Genomic DNA, 16,009 nt, shown 5'->3' on the forward strand with positions numbered 1-16,009 from the left:
GTTGGACTCGCAACGGATTAACTGTCGGGTTGGGAGCGCTCGCTCGCGAGCATCGGCTGAAAAACGTCGGCCCGACGGGTGGTCGAAACACCGTACGTCGCATCGTCGACCGCTGCCGGCAGCTCCGCGTTGGCGGTCGCGTAGTGGGCGCTCAGCGACGCCCGGACGGCCTCTCGGACGCAGGCACGCACCGCCGCGCCGACGTCGGTGCCGCTGCCCGAAAACGCCGCCGACGACCCCGACGGGTCGTGGCCGACGATGATCGCGTCCGTCGTCGTCCCCGGGAACCCGGTCTCGGCGAGCAGCGTCGCCGCCTTCGCCTCCGCGGCGACCGCGATCAGGTTCTCGAGCGCGCCCGACGCGAGCGCCCGCGTCGTTCCGACGATGACGTTGACGGTCCCGCGCCCCTGCCCGGGTCCCGCATCGTCGGCTTCGACCGCAGTCGACTCCGACGGGTCGGTGGGAGTCGGTTCCATCGGTAACGCGGCGGGGTTCGAGATGCCGGCCGTCGCGTAGGCTGTCACGGACCCGCACCGAGCACCGCGAGCATCCGCGATGTCGACGCCGGTCAGCAGCGCCGGGCCGGCCACGTCCCCGGCAGTCGACTCGAATCCCGCCCGCTCGAGGCGGTCGCCGATGTAGGGTCCGAGTGACGTTCGTTCCCATCCTTCCGGGACCGAGATGTTGTAGGCGCAGTCGGCCGTCCGGCGGCCGCCGTTCCAGCCGGTCGAGAGCCATTCGGTGTCGGGTCGGCGAACGCGAAGCACGCCCGCCCGCCGAACCGCGTCGTAGGCCGGGGCCGTCATCGCTCCGTTTCCGGATCGTCGGCCGCGCGCTCGCGAACGCCCAGCGCGGCGAGCAGCCGGTCGTTGGCCGTTCGGTCCTTGACCGCGACACGGACGTGAGAATCGAGCGTCCGGAACGTCGTCGCGTCGCGGATCGCGACGCCGGCCGCACGCGCGTCGGCGATCACTGTCGCCACGTCCCGGTCGCCGACGTCACAGAGGAGGTACGGTGCGTCCGAATCGTGGACGTCGAACCGTTCCTCGAGCGCCTCGCGCAACCGCTCGCGCTCGCTGGCGACGCGGGCGCGCGTTTCGCGGACGAACGCCGTCCGTCGCAGGCAGTGTGTGCCGACCCGAGCGGCCGGCGTCCCGAGCGACCACGCGCGGCGAGCCGTTGCGAGCGTCTCCCGCCGGTCGCCGGTCGCGACGGCGAAGCCGGCCCGAAGCCCCGGCAGCCCGAACAGTTTGGTCAGCGAGCGCGCGACGACGACGTGCTCGCGGTCCAGGGTCGCCATCGACCGGCGATCGGTAAATCCCAGGAACGCCTCGTCGACGAGCAGCGTCGTCTCGGCGTCCGCACAGCGGGCGGCGAACGACGCGAGCGCGTCCGGATCGATCGCGTCGCCGGTCGGGTTGTTCGGCGTACAGCACACGGCGAGCGCACACGGCTCGAGCACAGTCGGGCCGAGTTCGGTCAGGTCGTCATAGCGAACGAACCGCGGCGTCGCCCCCTGTAATTCGACTTCGCGGGCGTACTCCCCGAAACTGGGGTACGGGACGAGCGCCTCGTCGCCCGGCTCGAGGGCGGTCTCCATCGCGAGCCGGATCGCGGCCAGTCCGCCGGGGGTCGGAACCACTCGTTCCGGCTCGCAGCCGACGAAGTCGGCGGCGGCGGCGCGAAAGGCCGGATAGCCGTCGTCCGGGTAACGCCGGGACGCCTCGAGCGCGGCCGCGTACGCGTCGCCGACGCCCGCGGGGGTTCTGGGGTTCGTGTTGGCCGAGAAGTCAAGCAGGTCGCGGTCGGTCTCGCCGCCGTGGGGCACCCGTTCGCCGGCGCTGATGGCGTCAGGGTCCACGACCACCCTCCGTCGGACCGTCAGTGTCTACACCGTCCTCGGCGCTCGAGTCGGCGTCGCCCTCGATTCCGAGCCGGCGACAGACCGTCTCGAGGCGATCCCTGACTGCCGCCATCTCGCCGTCGGGGACGAGCGAGAGCGCGCCCCCCATCCCGACGCCCTCCTTGGCCTCGCCGGCGCAGTAGCGGTCCATCGCGACGTGGTCGCGCTCGTCGAAGCCGGGATCGGTGACGGTCAGTTCGCAGTCGAACCGCTCGCAGGCGTCGGCGAGCCGATCGCCCTGTTCGTCGGCCACGAACGAGGTCGTCGCGACCGACAGCGTCGCGTCGATGCCCGCGTGGCGCAACACGGCGGCAACGGCGAGCATCTGGGTCCCACCGGCGAGCGTCACCGCGGTCCCGGTCTCGAGCGCCCCGGCCGCGATCCCGGCGACCGTCGGCTGGACGGGATCGCCGACCGCTTCGATCGCCGCGAGCGGCGTCCCCTCGCAGTCGCCCGGCTCGAGGTCGCTCGCGGTCAACGCCTCGTCGACGACGCGCCGTTTGCGCTCGATCGGGTTCTCCGGGAGCGACGAGGAGACGCCGGCCGGCTCGCCGAGCGCGGTCAGAACGCCCAGTGCGGTCGTCGTCCCCCCGGGAACTGTCTCGCCGATCAGCAGTTCGTCGTCCGGCAAACTCGCGCCGTAGTCGAACGCCCGGTCGAAGGTCGCGTCCGCGTCGGGCACGGCGACCGCTTCGCGAACGTCGTTCCCGGGGCCGCCGCCGAGGTCGACCGTCGGCGCGGCCGTCGACTGCGTGAGCCCCGCGTCGATCACCGACACGTCGAAGCCGACGACCTCTCTGACCGCACGGGTCACGGCAGCCGGCGTCGGACAGCCGTTCGGGCTCACGGGCGTCACCGGCGACATGATCGGCGCGCCGTGTTCGACGATTTCGACGTCCGCCGAGGGCGTGTGTTCCATCAGCTCCGGTGCGGCCCCGGCGGCGCTGATGCCGTCGATCAGCGCGGTCTCGGTCGTTCCGGCGGGCAGGACGACGCGCATCTCAGCGCTCCTCCGCGGTGCGATCGCGCAGCATGTCGGCTGCGACACGGGCGTCTTCGCGTCGGTTCACGTTCACCGCAAGTCGTGGATCGTAGTGTACGTCGGTCATCGTCGTGGATTCGTCCGTGGTGCCGACCACGTTGACCCCGGTCGGCGCGAGGTGGTCGTCGGGCTCGAGTCGCGCCTCGGTGCTGACGCCGAGCCGCCGTTTGAGCGCCGCGGGAACGCAGACGGTGCGCGAGGCCTCGGCGTCGCCGTGGGCCGCGAGTATCCGGTCGACGACCGCCGCCTCGAGCAGCGGCAGGTCCGCGGCGACGGTCAGGAGCGGCGGCGACAGTTCGGGCCGCTCGAGGACGGTCAGTAGATCGGTCACGTAGCCCTCGCCGGCCGTCTCGATCGTCGCGATGCCGTCACGCTCCTCGAGGTGGGTCCGCGTCGCCGGTGCGTTCGGCGAGACGGCGGCGGCGATCGTCTCGACCCGGCTCGCCTCGAGCGCCGCACGAACGCGGTCGACCATCGCGGTCCCGTCGATCGGGTGCAGGGGCTTCTCGTGGGGGCTCTCGAGGCGGGTGCCTTTCCCGCCGCACATCACGAGAGCGTCCACGCGATCACCCCCACGTGAACGCCGGCGATGCGGCCGATCTCGTTGACTGCGCCGAAGATGTCGCCGTTGATGCCCCCCAGCGAGCGATCCGCCCAGTACCAGGGGAGTGCGATGCCGGCGACGGCACCGGGAAGGGCGACCACACCTGGGTGAGGCCAGCCGAACACGGCTGCCGGGAGGACGATCGTTGCGGGCGCGAGGAACGACCCGGCAGTGCTCACGTCGGTGAACTGCTCGCCCATTCCCTCGTAGGCGGCACGCCCGAAGCAGGCCATCGCGGCCATCCCGAGTTTCGTCCCCACTTCGGCCCCGATCGCGATGCCAACCGCCGCGAGGACCGGCAGGCCGGCCAGTCCGAGCCCGCCCAGTGCCAGCGCGGCGACGGTAAGTGCCACCGCGAGCGACGCGCCGACGCCGGTCGTCGTATCCGTCAGTACCTCGCGGCGGCGCTCGACATCGCCGTGGACGACCAGCGCGTCGCCCAGATCGGCGATCCCGTCGAGGTGGTGGATTCCCATCACCGCGTAGACCGAAAGCAGGTAGCCCAGCGCGACGGTCGGCGCGGGCAGCGTGTCGGCAGCGAGCAGCGGGACCGCCGCCAACGATCCAGCCACGAGACCGACGACGGGGAACGCGGCCGGCGTCGTGCGGAACGCGTCCCAATCGCCGTCGCGGTGCCCGACCGGCAGCCGCGTCAGAAAGCCGAGCGCGCCGCGAACGGCACCGATCCAGCGGCCGATCACGGTCCCGCTCGCACCCCCGCGATCGAACCCGTACTCGAGGCGATCATCGACTGCCAGTACGTCCCGAAGCCACCTGCAAGCTCCGGAACGGCAATCGACAGCGCGATGGCAACGAGGATCGAGACGACGGCCGCTCGCCCGACGAGGCTGACGGCCCGCTCGCCCTCGGCCAGCGTCGGGCGGTCGGCATCGGGATTGAGGACGTAGACGTCCCCCTTTTCGAGCCGAACGCCGAGGGCGCAGGCGAGCGTCGCCATCGGCCACCCGGAGTTGGGCGACGGCGGTGCGCGCGCCCACTGCCGGGCACGCACGATCGCAACCGGATCGACCGCGGCGACGGCGATCGCCCCGGCGGCGAGTCGGGCGGGCAGATACATGACGAGGTCGTCCAGCCGCGCGCTCGCGGTGCCGATCGGTTTCGAGGGGTAGCCAAGCATCGAGTCGAGCGTGTTGACCCCCTTGATCCATGCGGCGGCGGCCGCCGCGGCCGGAAGCGAGATCGGCGCGAGTATCGCGAACGGTATCAGGGTCGCGACCAGCCCGTCCGCGAGGTTCTCGGCCGCGCTCTCGACGGCCGCGCTGCGAAGCGCACCGGCCGAGAGCGTCGCGGTCTCTCGACCGACCAACCCGCGGACCCGGTCGCGAGCCAGTTCGAGGTCGTCGCCCGTCGCCCCGACGACGTCCTCGGTAAGCTCGAGCAGCGACCGCAGACTGGTCGTCAGGAAGAGGGCGATCGCGGCGGCGATACCGCCGGCCATCGGTCCGATCGAACCCGCCGCGAGGACGCCGCCGCCGACGACGACGGCGGGACCGAGCGGCGCGAGCACGGCGATCGCGACGCCGGCGAGGCGCTGGCGGCGCTCGTCGTCGCTCCACGGCCGATCGACCGCATCGACGAGGCGGCCGAACCACGCAACCGGATGCGCCGCGGTCGGCGGTTCGCCGAACAGCAGATCGAGGCTGAACGCCAGCCCGACGACCGCGAACGTCCTCAACACGCCGCCCTCGCCTCCATACTGTCGTCCGAATGGGGTCGCTCAGTCATTACTGCTGTGTTCGTCGGGCGTCGCCGCTGCCAGTCGCGCCGGCACGGCCGCGAGCGACAGGTCCTCGAGTAGCACCGCCGTACCGCCCGCGGTTTCGATCCCGCCGTCGGTCCGAGGGTCGTCGCCGACGTGGACGAGGTCGGCGGTGGCGACGCCGAGTTCGGCGGCGGTCCGGTCGAAGATTTCGGGGGCCGGTTTGCGCCAGCCACAGCCGACGCTCGTGACGATCGCGTCGAAATCGTCGCGCTCGAACGCCGATCTGACGAGCGTGCGCCCGACCAGTTCCGGGACGCTGCAGTTCGAACAGATCGCCACTGGCCCCCGCTTTCGGGCGGCGTCGACCGCCTCGATCGCCCCAGGCCTCGTCTCGACGGTCGGGTCGAACGCCGCGACGACGGCCCGTCTGGCCGCGTTGTGTTCGGCATCTACACCACGACTCGCGAGCGCACGCGAGACGTGGGCCGGAAGCGGGACCTCCGCGCCCTCCGGTGCGTCGACGTGTGGCTCCGCGTAGGCCGCGGCCCAGTCGTCCGGGACCGCGACGTCTCGCTTTGCGAGTTCCGTCGCGACGGCGTCTGCCGGATCGTCCGGCCGGTCGGCGGTCACCAGCGTCCCGAAGAGGTCGAACGATACTCCCACACCAGTGTGACTAGCACAACCTACCTTTAATTTCGCGGTATCCGGGTGGGGGTTGTTTGGACGGTTTTGTGCATACCCCTTTGTTCACATGGCCGCCAGAACGGAATACAATGTACGGACGACGGAGTGCGAGCGGTTCCCGGCTCGTAACTGCTGTCAAACGAACGGTTCGGTCCTGCGTCGCTACGGTGGACTCGAGCGGCACGAACCGACGTGCCGAGCGGTCGGCGATCGGTTACCGCGGACGGTGCGAGGAGCGACCGGACCGTTTCGTGGCCGCTGTGGCCCGTTCGGCCGACGACCCACCCAGTGATACGTCGGCGACGGGAGCGGACAAGGACCGATCACCCACGGGAGATCTCGTCGATCCCGACAACGGTCCCACGAACAGGAGCGATCTCCTCGAGTACGGCGTCACGCCCGAGGAATACGTTCGCGCCGTCCTCATCGAACACGGCGGCCGGATCAAACAACGGCGGTTCGCCGAGCGATACGGCTGGGCACACGCCACGCTCAGCCGCCTCCTCTCGGAACTCGAGGAGCGCGACGTCATCGACCGCTATCGACTCGGGCGGGAGAAAGTAGTCTGTCTGCCGGATGCGATTCCAGAAGCAGCGCGCTGACGCCCGCGTCGCCGTGCTTCCGTCGCGAGTCGTCTGCCGCGCCTCCGAATCGAACCGCGGTCAGTCGAGGCGGGCGAACGCCAGGTTGCCCGAGATGTTCTTGATGTAGATGTCCACGACGTCGCCCTCCTCGGCACCGGGGACGAAGATCGTGTAACTGCCCTTCTCGGCGACGCCGTCGCCCTTGCGACCCGTGCCGGTGATCTCGACCGTGTAGGTCTGGCCCTCCTCGACGGCGTCTTGCTGTTGTTGCTGCTGGCTGCTGGTCGAGCGCTTGGTGACGGGGCGGAACGCACCACAGGCGTCACAGCGCAGCATCGGCGTTCGGTCCTCGCGGACGAGGCGGGTGTCCGGCAGGCCACACTCCGAACAGAGGACGTACTCGTCGACGTAGGCGTCGATCGCCGCGTCGAGGTCCGTCTGTGAGAAGGTCCCGTTGTACCGCCCGCGGCCGTCCTCGAGTTTGCCGCTGGTCCCCAGTTCGCGCTGGATGAACCGGTGGAGGTGTTCGGTATCGCGCGAGAGGACGTCGGCGATCTCGTCGAGGTTCGTCACTCGCGTGAACGCGCCGTCTTTCTGTGGCTGCGGGTCGGGGATCTGCAGTCGCTGTTCGTCGCCCCCGATATCGGGGACGTCCTCCATCGCTCGGTCGAGACTCGATTCGTAATCCATACGCGAAAACAGGTGACGCGAACGTAAATCCGTTCTGCTATCACAATCCGCCCGACAGCACGGCGTTCGGGCGGGAAACGGCGACCGTCGAACGGCCGGCCAGCCGATTGAGGCTGCCCCCAGCGACTCCGTCTCGGTGGGCCTGTCGGTCGACTCGAGCCTCGACGCAGTCGGAGCCACGTACGGTCGACACTGGTGCCCCACAACCGGCGGGTCGACGGACTCGTTTTGCACGTGTCGGAACCGATAGGTGTTGCTCACGCCGTCACAGGAACTCTTCGTGAAACCGGTCCCGACGTGGGCCGCGATGATGGGCGGAAACGACTGCCTACCCCGCGTAACGACTTGCTACTCCACGGGTACGCTGCTCATATATACGACGGGGAATCCGGTACCTCGGATCGATGACCAGTACTGTCACACGACAGTCGTCGTTACAGAACGGTCGTCCGATCGAATCACTCGGTATCGAAACGGGGGCGGAAGCGTGACCATGTCCGGCGCACGTGGGTCACGAAGACCGGTCCCGAAGGGCTGGCGGAGGCTGCTCGCGCTCGGGTTCGGGCTGGCGGTAATCGGCAGTCTCGTCGCGACGGGTGCCGGAGCGTCCGCGAGTCTCGTCGATCCGGAGTCGAACGGGTCCGTCTCGGAGGCGGAATACGTCGAGCCCACGCCCGAACCGGGCGATCCCTACTTCGAAGCGGCAGCGGAAGACGGGAGTTGGATCAGCTACGAGAACCCGCGGGACGAGTATCGGAGCCCGTACCTCGGCGAGGGCTCCGGAAAGATCTGTGTCTCGCTGCTCAACGAAAACGGCGATCCCGTCGTCGGCGAGTCGGTCCCGAACACGTCCGTTACGATTCCGACGAACGACGCGACGAGCTGGCACTCCAAGGCGAATCCGATGACCGTCAAGTTCCCCATGACCGACCACTATGACCGGCCGCTCGACGGCGACGAGTTCGGAACGAGCCCGGAGATGTCCCAGGGCGACGGCTACCTGGATTCCCACTGTATCGAGCTGCACGGGCAGCCCGAAGACGCGACCATCGAGTACGGCGAAGCGGAGATCAGCGGCGAACACGCCGACAAGATCGACGTCGTGGGGTACATACAACAGGTTCCCGAAGGTGACGGCTGGGACTCGGATATCGATCCGGTCGCCGCCGCGGAGCCCTACGAAGAAGTCGGTGGCAGCTGGACCTACGAACCGGGGGCCACTCACGGACAAGTCAGCGTCATCCTACAGCTCAATGCAGCGCCGGGCGGCTCCGCGACCCCGTCCGATCCAGCCGGGAACGGCTCGAGCGGCACCACGAGCGGGACCGATCAGGAACCCGACGACGGCGACGAGACCGAGGACGGGAATCCGATGCCCGGATTCGGCGCGCTCGCGGCCCTCGTCGCGCTGTCGGTCGCCGTCATCGCCCGCCACCGCAACCGCGGATAAGACGGTCCGGAGCCGGTCTCGATCAGACTCCGAACCCGGTCCGGGGACGACCGCCATGACGGCGTCGTCACTCGGCGGGAACTGATTCGGTCCGAAAGACAGGGAACGGCTACGGATGTAGCCGGGAACCATGGAGCTCCTCGCACGTCATGACGGGGCGGACGGATCGGGTGGACTGCCCCACCGACAGACTGTCGTACCCCCCGTCTACCTGACTGTTCGCTCGAACCACAATAATACTGCTGGCCAATTCGCGGGGAAACCGGCGAAAACGGACGGAAGATTTCCACGGTGGAAGTGTGGTATGATATCATGAGACAACTTCGATACGCGGACCGAACGGCGACTCGGATCCGCCCGTCGGCCGAACCAATCAGGTTTTATCGGTCGGCGCGAGATATCCGACAAATGACGAACACAAGCGAGTCGGACGGGGATGCGCCGCGCGTTCCGGTCGTCTGTCCTGACTGTGACACGACTTCACGCGTTCCCCTCTCGGACGTCGCCGACGCCGTCGAACGGCACAACGACCAACTCCACGACGGCGACGACGTCGCCGAAGTCGATCCCGACGTCGCCGACCGCATCGCGGATCTGGTCGCCACCGAGCTCGGTCTGCTCGAGGACGGCGACTGAGACGGGCCGCTGTCAGTTCGGACCGCCGAACCCACTACCGGGTCGTCGGTTCGCCGGGCAACCGGGACAGCAGACCGGATGAACACCCTCGAACCGGTCGCATACCTCGATTTATCGACTGAAGTACTCACGGAACCTGTCGACGAGCGAGCGGACGGATCGCTGCTCTCGGTTCCGTTTGGTGACGAGACCGTCCTCGTCGGGCTTGTCGTCGAGTTGGACGTCGGGCCGTTTCGAATCCATACCGAACGGCTACACTAGTCGCTGGAACACGTCTTGCCCCTGCAATCGTACCCGACAACCGAGTCGTCGATGCTCCTCGCTCGATGGGGGAGCAATCCGGGACGCGTTCAAAATTTCGCCGACGTTCCGCTCGAGACGTTATATTTCACCGAATCGAACCGTTGGTTCAGTGAGAAGGCTTATGCTGTCATACCCGACTCTACCCACCATATGGCACGCGAGAAAGCGACAGCGGCTCCCGATACTGGAGTCGGGACAGCCGACGGCGAGGCCGAGGACGCGTCACCGCTCAGCACCGACCCGACCGCGATGGCGACGATCGCAGCGACGCGGGCGGGAGCGGACGCTGGCGGTGCGACCGCCCTCCCGAACACGCTAACGATCATCGGACAGGGACTCCCCTCGAGCGTCGAACTCACCGTCGACGGCGAGATCGAACCGGCCGGTGAGGACGGAACGAGCGACGTGACCGTCCTCTCGGGGACGACGGTGGAGGGAACGGTCGAGGACGGTACGGTAACGGTCCGCTTTAGCGGCGAGTTGACCGACGTGACGTTCGTCGATCGCGGGATCACCGGCCGGACGCCGGCGACGACCCCGAACGTCCACGTCGATTACGGCACGCCGGAACGATCGCGGTCGTAGTCGACCGAGGCGATTTCGTCACGGCGTGGTTCGCCGATCGGGACCCGAGCGGCCGCTCCCGACCGGACGCTCCCGGCGATCCGAGACGTAAACATACTCCCGGGCGGGAATCTAACGTCACCACATGGACGACCACACACCCGACGCCGACGCGGAGAGCGACACCGGTGTCGAGGCAGACACCGATGTCACGGTCAAAACGGAGGCTCACAGCCACACGGAAGGAGGACACACCGTCGAGACGAAGGCTGGAGCCCCGATCTATGCAGACGCCGGATCGGAAATCGACGCCAGGTGGATGGAGGCCGCCGACGGGCGCATTCTCGAGTTCATGCAGTCGGAGGACGTCTTCGAGCCGCGCCAGCTCGAAGAGGAGGGGATCTGCCCGGGCCGGTTCGCGGCCTACCGCTGTCGGGAGCTATCCAAGTACGGCCTCCTGAAGCGGCACATGCCCGGCGTCTACGAACTCACCGACGCGGGCGAGCGGTATCTCGCGGGCGACCTCGATCCGAGCGAACTCGAGCCCGACGAGTAGCGATCCGAGATCGAGACGGGTGGTCGACGCTCGTCTCGAGCGTGACGGAGTCACAGCGGCGGGCCAAAGTTCCGCCCCGCCTTCGGATATCACCGCGGCAGACGAGTGAGCGACACGACGGATGTAGCCGCTCGATCGCCGTGCCACGCTCTCCGACTCAGTCGGCGTCGACGGCGTTCGGAACGTGGTTTTCGAGGAAGTCGGTCACCGCGTCGCCGCCCTGGAACCCCTTCGCCAGCCGCGCGGTCTCCGCTCCGTCCTCGAACAGGATCAGCGTCGGGACCGACCGGATGTCGAACCGATCGACGAGGTCGATGTCGTCGCCGGGATTGACCATTCCGATCGCGACATCCGTTGCGCGGGCGACGTTACCGAGCACCGGTTCCATTGCCTGACACAGCGCACAGCCGCTGGTGTAGAACTCCACGAGCGCGATCTCGTGGCTCGCCACGAACTCGTCGAGTTCGTCGCCGGTCTCGAATCGACTCGGTTTGCTGGTCACGGCCATAGAACGGCTACGCGTCCGCGATAGAAACCCCTGACGGACGCAGCAGGCCTCGAACCCGGAACTCTCGTTAGCCCGGTCTCGTGTTCGGGAATCGGAATCACGATCCCGTCTCGCACGTTCCGATTTGGATGATGGTGTCGTATCGAGGATTCATCGGTCGGCTGCATTGTGTGAATGGGACACGGAGTGTGACTTTATAGCTGGATTCTGTACCCACGCCCGATGACTCGACCCGCAACTGACCGCGACGACGGTGTGCCGGTCCAGCGGAAAGCGACGCTGTTCTGCTGGGAGTGTGACCACTCGAGTCCGGTCGACGGCGACTGGTCGGTGGAGCCTCGTGGCCGGTGTGTCGCGTACGTCTGCCCCGAGTGTGAGACGACGCTCACGAAGCGGCCGCGGTCGATCGAGCCGTCACGCGACCGGGCAGCGACGGGACCGCTGGCGGCGTGGCAGCGAACGGTCCGCGCATCGGCGATGCTCTGGCGGGCGAGCGTCGACGTCGGGGTCTCGAGTCTGGCCGCGTTCGTCGGCGTCGAGGCGACCGCCGATATCCAGGGACGTCCCGACCCGTAGCCGATTCGTCGAACGGCATCGGCACCCGACTGTAGGCACAATTACTGACGGTGTATTCGGAGCTTCCGAAACGATCTTTTACTTTCACCGTTGTTTTTTGTCCAATACCAGATCTCGATCGCCATATGCGATCGAGAAAATACATTTGGACATTCCTGGAGAGATTTGCGGATATTCGCCAACAACAATAGAGCTTTAATAGTAGAATCCGTTTGAGTAGTCGAGTAGAAGATGACGAACGGGAACCCAACCGCTGCGGAAGAGGAGGTACTGGACGAAATCGAAGCGGAAGACATCGATTTCCTTCGACTGCAGTTCACCGACATTCTGGGAACTGTGAAGAACGTCTCCGTGCCGGCCAGACAGGCCGAGAAAGCGTTCACCGAGGGCATCTACTTCGACGGGTCGTCGATTGAGGGCTTCGTTCGCATTCAGGAGTCGGACATGCGCCTCAAGCCCGACCCCGAGACGTTCGCGGTACTGCCATGGCAGAACCGCGAGGACGGGGCGTCCGCCCGGATGATCTGTGACGTCATCGACACCTCGACCGGCGAACCCTTCGAGGGCGATCCGCGCCGCGTGCTCAAGAACGCGCTCGAGCGCGCCGAAGAGATGGGCTATACGGTCAACGCCGCCCCGGAGCCGGAGTTCTTCCTGTTCGAGGAGGACGAGGACGGTCGTGCGACGACCGAAACGGGTGACCACGGCGGCTACTTCGACCTCGCGCCGAAGGATCTCGCGAGCGACGTTCGCCGGGACATCATCTACGGACTCGAGGAGATGGGCTTCGAGGTCGAGGCCAGCCACCACGAGGTCGCCGAGGGCCAACACGAGATCAACTTCGAGTACGACGACGCGCTCTCGACGGCCGACAACGTCGGTACCTTCCGAACGGTCGTCCGCGCCATCGCTGCCCAACACGATCAGCATGCGACGTTCATGCCCAAGCCGATCCCGCGGATCAACGGCTCGGGAATGCACACCCACCTCTCGCTGTTCACCGAGGACGGCGAGAACGCCTTCCACGACGAGGACGACGAGTTCGATCTCTCGGCGACCGCACACGCCTTCATCGCCGGCATCCTCGAGCACGCGCCGGCGATCACGGCGATCGCGAACCCGACGGTCAACAGCTACAAGCGGCTGGTGCCCGGCTACGAGGCACCCGTCTACGTCGCCTGGTCCGATCGCAACCGCTCGGCGCTGATCCGCAAACCGGCTGCTCGCGTCCCTGCGGCGTCGCGCGTCGAGTTACGCTCGCCGGACCCGTCGTGTAACCCCTACCTCGCCCTGGCCGTCATGATCCACGCCGGACTCGAGGGGATCGAAAACGACCTCGAGTGTCCGGACCCGGTCCGGGAGAACATCTACGAGTTCGACGAACAGAAGCGCGAGGAGTACGGCATCGACACGCTGCCGTCGAACCTCGGCGAGGCAGTCGCGGCCCTCGAGTCGGACGAGGTCATCTACGACGCGCTTGGCGACCACGTCGCGCCGAAGTTCGTCGAAGCCAAACAACAGGAGTTCCAGGACTACCTCGTCGACGTCTCCCAGTGGGAACTCGACCGCTACCTCGAAACCTTCTGAGGAACCTGCGAACGGCGATTTGGCTCTCGTGTCGGCACCGCCGACGGATCAGTTCGCGACGTACTCCGGGCCCGTTCGTTCCACGTGGCCGGCGCTCGAGAGCGAACGCAGGACGCTCAGGACGTTGATCTTCTTCATCGCCAGTATCTCCCCCAGTTCGTCGACCGTCGCACCCTCGGTCACGTCGAGATAGATGTACACCAGCTTCGCACGGGCCGATTCGAGGTCGTCGGGAACCGGCTCGAGCTGCGTCGCGGGACGGTGCTCTTGTGAACTCATTGTCAGCAATAGCCACCTCGTTCGTGTATATAAATCCACGCGTAAGTTGAGTACCAATGGATACTAGGACTTGATATGTTCCATGATACCGCACTCCGGTTCGCGGGCTCGAAGCCCGGCTCGGGCCGAACAACGAGTTTTAGGGATCGGCAGTTCCCAGCAGCGAGTATGACCGCGGACGAGCGGCCGAGCCTACCGGCGGAACTAGACCGCGTTGGCCACGAGGCACTCGACGAACTCGCGACCCGGGAGCCGGCGGCGCTCCGTGCCGCGAGCGAGTACCTCGAAAACCTAGCGGCGTGGAAAGAGGCGGAGGGGGAAGACGTGCTCTCCCCGGACGACGGCGAACCGGTTACGTATCCCGACGGCGTCCCCGAACGGGCGAGCGTCTCGGTGACCGAGATCGCCGGTACCGAGTACTACTATTATCAGTGGCGCGAGGGCGACGAGATCAACTCGGAGACGGTCCGACGGTAGGCGGCGGTCCTCGCGTGACGGCCGAGAATCGTTAGTCGGCCGCCGATGCGGACTCGAGGACCCGTTCGAGCGCGTCCGCGACACGGTCCGGGTGTGCCATCGTCGCCGTGGCACACCTGATCGGGAACGGCCACGGAAGCCCGCGTCCCACCTCGAGACGGTCGGCAGCGAGATCGACCGCCCGTAACTGCGATCGGGGAACGAACTGGTAGTTGATGGTCTTGGACCGATGGACGCACAACCCGCTGTCGAACAGCGTGTAGGTTCGATACCGGCCGACGGTGATCGCCTGTCCGATCACGGCACCGCCGAACGCGGGCAGCGGATTGACGCTCGTCTCGAGGGCGAAGACGAGTGTGAATCCGACGACGAGGCAGCCGCAGCCGAGAACGAGCAAGCCCGCCCGAAGCAGTCGTCGATAGCGGGCGTCCGGTCGGGCATGCCATTCAGCCAGCACTGATTCCCGTTCGCGGAGCGCGGTGACGTGGCGATTTATCGTGACTAGATAGACGACTGCGCCGCCGAAACTGAAGACGACGATTTCCACGACCCACGTTCGTAGCCACGGCTCGACGCCGTGCACTCCGATCGTCGTGAGGACCGAGACGATGACGGCTCCGAGGACGATCACCGCGAACGCGAGGGCGTACAACCGCGTTCGGACGAGGGTCGCCGCGGGCGTGGGTCGGGTATAACACTGGCCGGCCGCAACCAGCCCGGCACACGCACCGATCGCGACGGGCCATAGCGCCGTGTATTCCACACCGAGCACGCGACTGGCTACACACAGCGTGAGCAACCCGACGTATCCACCGAGGACGACGGAAAAGAACGCAGCCGATGGTTTCCGGAGGGACATCTCTCGTTGGGCTTACCTCCCGATAATAGTTATACAATTGAATCGTTTTTGGTCGGACCGCGGTGGTACCGCTGCGAAAAGCGTGACGAACTCCGTCGCTTGGATGGGACGACCGACTGGAGACCAGTCAGAGCGCACCCGGGTTCAGACGAACTCGTAGGGACCGAGCCGCGTTCCGTCCAGCAGATAGGCCTCGCCGTCTGCAACTCCCGACGGAAGAAACGGGGAGAGAAACGACTGTCCGGACACGTTGATCCAGGTCCCCCCGACGAGGTCGTTGAACGCCGGCACGACGATCGCCGCCGGGGGCGATTCGTCGGCACGCTCGAGCCACGAAACGCCCTCGTATTCGGGCCGGTCACGGAACGGGGCCGGATCGAGTCGCCCTCGAAGCCACGCACGTTCGACGCGGCTGCCGCCGACCGCGTCCTCGAGTCGCACGCAGGGGTGTTCGTGGCCCAGACAGAGGACGTCGCTCTCGAGGGCGGCCCGCGAGGGCCACGTGTGGCCGTGACAGACGCCGACGTCGCCGAGTGCGACACCCCCGCCGGGAACGACGTCGACGGTCGCCTCGACAGCGTCGCTCTCCGCGAGCCAGGTCTCGATCCGACCGTCGTGGTTCCCTTTGACGACCGTGACCGCGAGGTCGCTGGCGAACGATTCGAACAGCACCTCGAGCTCGCCGCGCTCGGCCCCGCCCGGGTCGCCGATCGAGTGCATGAGGTCGCCGAGCACGACCAGTCGGTCGGGGTCGGTCCGCTCGAGCAGCGCCGCGAGTCGCTCGCGGCGGTCGGGGGCCCGGCTGGGAACGTCGACGCCGCGCTCGTATCGCAACCCGGACTCGTAGCCGGCGTGATAGTCGGCCACGAGCAGGGCACGTTCCGAGCCGATCGCGGCAGTCGCGGCCGGCTCGCCCGGAACGGGCTCGACTCGAGTCGGCGACGCCGACCCGGCCGCGGTACGTCGTGGATCGTCTCGCATCGT

At 67.3% G+C, this 16,009-nt stretch carries 21 protein-coding genes; 8 read left to right on the plus strand and 13 right to left on the minus strand.

Annotation, left to right across the window (positions count from 1 at the left end; genetic code table 11):
* Window positions 1-17: 17 nt before the first annotated feature.
* The 7 genes from ALTAJ2_RS08475 to ALTAJ2_RS08505 are packed head-to-tail and all read right to left on the minus strand — an operon-like array spanning window position 18 to window position 5,935.
* Entirely contained in the window at window positions 18-806 is a 789-nt protein-coding gene (locus ALTAJ2_RS08475) for an adenosylcobinamide amidohydrolase (protein ID WP_007109038.1), read from the minus strand.
* Complete coding sequence (locus ALTAJ2_RS08480; RefSeq protein WP_081603355.1) at window positions 803-1,861, minus strand: pyridoxal phosphate-dependent aminotransferase; 1,059 nt, start codon at window positions 1,859-1,861, stop codon at window positions 803-805. Before ALTAJ2_RS08480 ends, ALTAJ2_RS08475 begins: the two co-directional genes overlap by 4 nt.
* Complete coding sequence (gene cobT, locus ALTAJ2_RS08485; protein WP_007109036.1) at window positions 1,851-2,903, minus strand: nicotinate mononucleotide-dependent phosphoribosyltransferase CobT; 1,053 nt, start codon at window positions 2,901-2,903, stop codon at window positions 1,851-1,853. Before cobT ends, ALTAJ2_RS08480 begins: the two co-directional genes overlap by 11 nt.
* A 1-nt stretch (window position 2,904) precedes the next feature.
* A complete protein-coding gene (locus ALTAJ2_RS08490) occupies window positions 2,905-3,492 on the minus strand; it encodes a GTP--adenosylcobinamide-phosphateguanylyl transferase (protein ID WP_007109035.1) in 588 nt (195 codons plus the stop codon).
* On the minus strand, window positions 3,492-4,250 hold the full coding sequence (gene cobS, locus ALTAJ2_RS08495; RefSeq protein WP_007109034.1) for an adenosylcobinamide-GDP ribazoletransferase: 759 nt from the start codon (window positions 4,248-4,250) through the stop codon (window positions 3,492-3,494). The genes ALTAJ2_RS08490 and cobS overlap by 1 nt, the downstream gene beginning before the upstream one ends.
* Window positions 4,247-5,248, minus strand: a complete 1,002-nt coding sequence (cbiB, locus tag ALTAJ2_RS08500) for an adenosylcobinamide-phosphate synthase CbiB (RefSeq protein WP_007109033.1) — start codon at window positions 5,246-5,248, stop codon at window positions 4,247-4,249. The genes cobS and cbiB overlap by 4 nt, the downstream gene beginning before the upstream one ends.
* 39 nt (window positions 5,249-5,287) lie before the next feature.
* Window positions 5,288-5,935, minus strand: a complete 648-nt coding sequence (locus tag ALTAJ2_RS08505; protein ID WP_049900165.1) for an HAD family hydrolase — start codon at window positions 5,933-5,935, stop codon at window positions 5,288-5,290.
* 188 nt (window positions 5,936-6,123) lie between these two features.
* Here ALTAJ2_RS08505 and ALTAJ2_RS08510 point away from each other — a divergent pair, with 188 nt between their 5' ends.
* Window positions 6,124-6,558, plus strand: a complete 435-nt coding sequence (locus ALTAJ2_RS08510) for a helix-turn-helix transcriptional regulator (RefSeq protein ID WP_007109031.1) — start codon at window positions 6,124-6,126, stop codon at window positions 6,556-6,558.
* 60 nt (window positions 6,559-6,618) lie between these two features.
* Here the strand turns inward: ALTAJ2_RS08510 and ALTAJ2_RS08515 are convergent, their stop codons facing one another.
* Window positions 6,619-7,230, minus strand: coding sequence for a translation initiation factor IF-2 subunit beta (locus ALTAJ2_RS08515; RefSeq protein ID WP_007109030.1), 612 nt, complete (start codon window positions 7,228-7,230; stop codon window positions 6,619-6,621).
* 493 nt (window positions 7,231-7,723) lie between these two features.
* Here ALTAJ2_RS08515 and ALTAJ2_RS08520 point away from each other — a divergent pair, with 493 nt between their 5' ends.
* Both ALTAJ2_RS08520 and ALTAJ2_RS08525 read left to right on the plus strand, forming a co-directional pair.
* Window positions 7,724-8,680 carry a PGF-CTERM sorting domain-containing protein gene (locus ALTAJ2_RS08520; protein ID WP_007109029.1) on the plus strand — a complete coding sequence of 319 codons (957 nt, stop codon included), beginning with the start codon at window positions 7,724-7,726 and terminating at the stop codon, window positions 8,678-8,680.
* A gap of 408 nt (window positions 8,681-9,088) precedes the next feature.
* Window positions 9,089-9,316, plus strand: coding sequence for a hypothetical protein (locus tag ALTAJ2_RS08525; RefSeq protein ID WP_007109028.1), 228 nt, complete (start codon window positions 9,089-9,091; stop codon window positions 9,314-9,316).
* A 111-nt stretch (window positions 9,317-9,427) separates the two neighbouring features.
* On the opposite strand, the gene ALTAJ2_RS20270 is transcribed toward ALTAJ2_RS08525, so the two are convergent.
* Window positions 9,428-9,559, minus strand: coding sequence for a hypothetical protein (locus tag ALTAJ2_RS20270; RefSeq protein WP_275039504.1), 132 nt, complete (start codon window positions 9,557-9,559; stop codon window positions 9,428-9,430).
* A gap of 210 nt (window positions 9,560-9,769) precedes the next feature.
* Between ALTAJ2_RS20270 and ALTAJ2_RS08535 the strand changes: the two genes are divergently transcribed.
* Window positions 9,770-10,204: a hypothetical protein gene (locus ALTAJ2_RS08535; protein WP_007109027.1), complete on the plus strand. Its 435-nt coding sequence runs from the start codon at window positions 9,770-9,772 to the stop codon at window positions 10,202-10,204.
* Window positions 10,205-10,328: 124 nt separating this feature from the next.
* Entirely contained in the window at window positions 10,329-10,739 is a 411-nt protein-coding gene (locus ALTAJ2_RS08540; protein ID WP_007109026.1) for a hypothetical protein, read from the plus strand.
* Between the two features lie 157 nt (window positions 10,740-10,896).
* On the opposite strand, the gene ALTAJ2_RS08545 is transcribed toward ALTAJ2_RS08540, so the two are convergent.
* A complete protein-coding gene (locus tag ALTAJ2_RS08545; protein ID WP_007109025.1) occupies window positions 10,897-11,247 on the minus strand; it encodes a thioredoxin family protein in 351 nt (116 codons plus the stop codon).
* Window positions 11,248-11,469: 222 nt separating this feature from the next.
* On the opposite strand from ALTAJ2_RS08545, the gene ALTAJ2_RS08550 reads away from it, so the two are divergent.
* Complete coding sequence (locus tag ALTAJ2_RS08550; protein ID WP_007109024.1) at window positions 11,470-11,823, plus strand: hypothetical protein; 354 nt, start codon at window positions 11,470-11,472, stop codon at window positions 11,821-11,823.
* A 231-nt stretch (window positions 11,824-12,054) separates the two neighbouring features.
* The gene (gene glnA / locus ALTAJ2_RS08555) at window positions 12,055-13,410 is read left to right on the plus strand and encodes a type I glutamate--ammonia ligase (RefSeq protein ID WP_007109023.1); all 1,356 of its coding nucleotides are present in this window, start codon (window positions 12,055-12,057) and stop codon (window positions 13,408-13,410) included.
* A 48-nt stretch (window positions 13,411-13,458) separates the two neighbouring features.
* On the opposite strand, the gene ALTAJ2_RS08560 is transcribed toward glnA, so the two are convergent.
* Complete coding sequence (locus ALTAJ2_RS08560) at window positions 13,459-13,689, minus strand: helix-turn-helix domain-containing protein (protein WP_007109022.1); 231 nt, start codon at window positions 13,687-13,689, stop codon at window positions 13,459-13,461.
* A 168-nt stretch (window positions 13,690-13,857) separates the two neighbouring features.
* Here ALTAJ2_RS08560 and ALTAJ2_RS08565 point away from each other — a divergent pair, with 168 nt between their 5' ends.
* On the plus strand, window positions 13,858-14,166 hold the full coding sequence (locus ALTAJ2_RS08565; protein ID WP_007109021.1) for a hypothetical protein: 309 nt from the start codon (window positions 13,858-13,860) through the stop codon (window positions 14,164-14,166).
* Between the two features lie 31 nt (window positions 14,167-14,197).
* On the opposite strand, the gene ALTAJ2_RS08570 is transcribed toward ALTAJ2_RS08565, so the two are convergent.
* Together ALTAJ2_RS08570 and ALTAJ2_RS08575 are read right to left on the minus strand one after the other, a co-directional pair.
* The gene (locus ALTAJ2_RS08570; protein ID WP_007109020.1) at window positions 14,198-15,025 is read right to left on the minus strand and encodes a hypothetical protein; all 828 of its coding nucleotides are present in this window, start codon (window positions 15,023-15,025) and stop codon (window positions 14,198-14,200) included.
* 144 nt (window positions 15,026-15,169) lie between these two features.
* Entirely contained in the window at window positions 15,170-16,006 is an 837-nt protein-coding gene (locus ALTAJ2_RS08575) for a metallophosphoesterase (RefSeq protein WP_007109019.1), read from the minus strand.
* Window positions 16,007-16,009: the final 3 nt, after the last annotated feature.

Origin of the sequence: Natrinema altunense (genome assembly GCF_000731985.1) — an archaeon.
Lineage (GTDB): Archaea > Halobacteriota > Halobacteria > Halobacteriales > Natrialbaceae > Natrinema > Natrinema altunense.

Excerpts from the sequence above, each read along its gene's own strand:
- ALTAJ2_RS08475 (WP_007109038.1), bottom strand. The coding sequence starts at position 806 with ATGACGGCCCCGGCCTACGACGCGGTTCGGCGGGCGGGCGTGCTTCGC.
- cobT (WP_007109036.1), bottom strand. The coding sequence starts at position 2,903 with ATGCGCGTCGTCCTGCCCGCCGGAACGACCGAGACCGCGCTGATCGAC.
- ALTAJ2_RS08490 (WP_007109035.1), bottom strand. The coding sequence starts at position 3,492 with ATGTGCGGCGGGAAAGGCACCCGCCTCGAGAGCCCCCACGAGAAGCCC.
- ALTAJ2_RS08515 (WP_007109030.1), bottom strand. The coding sequence starts at position 7,230 with ATGGATTACGAATCGAGTCTCGACCGAGCGATGGAGGACGTCCCCGAT.
- ALTAJ2_RS08520 (WP_007109029.1), top strand. The coding sequence starts at position 7,724 with ATGTCCGGCGCACGTGGGTCACGAAGACCGGTCCCGAAGGGCTGGCGG.
- ALTAJ2_RS08525 (WP_007109028.1), top strand. The coding sequence starts at position 9,089 with ATGACGAACACAAGCGAGTCGGACGGGGATGCGCCGCGCGTTCCGGTC.
- ALTAJ2_RS20270 (WP_275039504.1), bottom strand. The coding sequence starts at position 9,559 with ATGGATTCGAAACGGCCCGACGTCCAACTCGACGACAAGCCCGACGAG.
- ALTAJ2_RS08535 (WP_007109027.1), top strand. The coding sequence starts at position 9,770 with ATGGCACGCGAGAAAGCGACAGCGGCTCCCGATACTGGAGTCGGGACA.
- ALTAJ2_RS08540 (WP_007109026.1), top strand. The coding sequence starts at position 10,329 with ATGGACGACCACACACCCGACGCCGACGCGGAGAGCGACACCGGTGTC.
- ALTAJ2_RS08545 (WP_007109025.1), bottom strand. The coding sequence starts at position 11,247 with ATGGCCGTGACCAGCAAACCGAGTCGATTCGAGACCGGCGACGAACTC.
- ALTAJ2_RS08550 (WP_007109024.1), top strand. The coding sequence starts at position 11,470 with ATGACTCGACCCGCAACTGACCGCGACGACGGTGTGCCGGTCCAGCGG.
- glnA (WP_007109023.1), top strand. The coding sequence starts at position 12,055 with ATGACGAACGGGAACCCAACCGCTGCGGAAGAGGAGGTACTGGACGAA.
- ALTAJ2_RS08560 (WP_007109022.1), bottom strand. The coding sequence starts at position 13,689 with ATGAGTTCACAAGAGCACCGTCCCGCGACGCAGCTCGAGCCGGTTCCC.
- ALTAJ2_RS08565 (WP_007109021.1), top strand. The coding sequence starts at position 13,858 with ATGACCGCGGACGAGCGGCCGAGCCTACCGGCGGAACTAGACCGCGTT.
- ALTAJ2_RS08570 (WP_007109020.1), bottom strand. The coding sequence starts at position 15,025 with ATGTCCCTCCGGAAACCATCGGCTGCGTTCTTTTCCGTCGTCCTCGGT.
- ALTAJ2_RS08575 (WP_007109019.1), bottom strand. The coding sequence starts at position 16,006 with ATGCGAGACGATCCACGACGTACCGCGGCCGGGTCGGCGTCGCCGACT.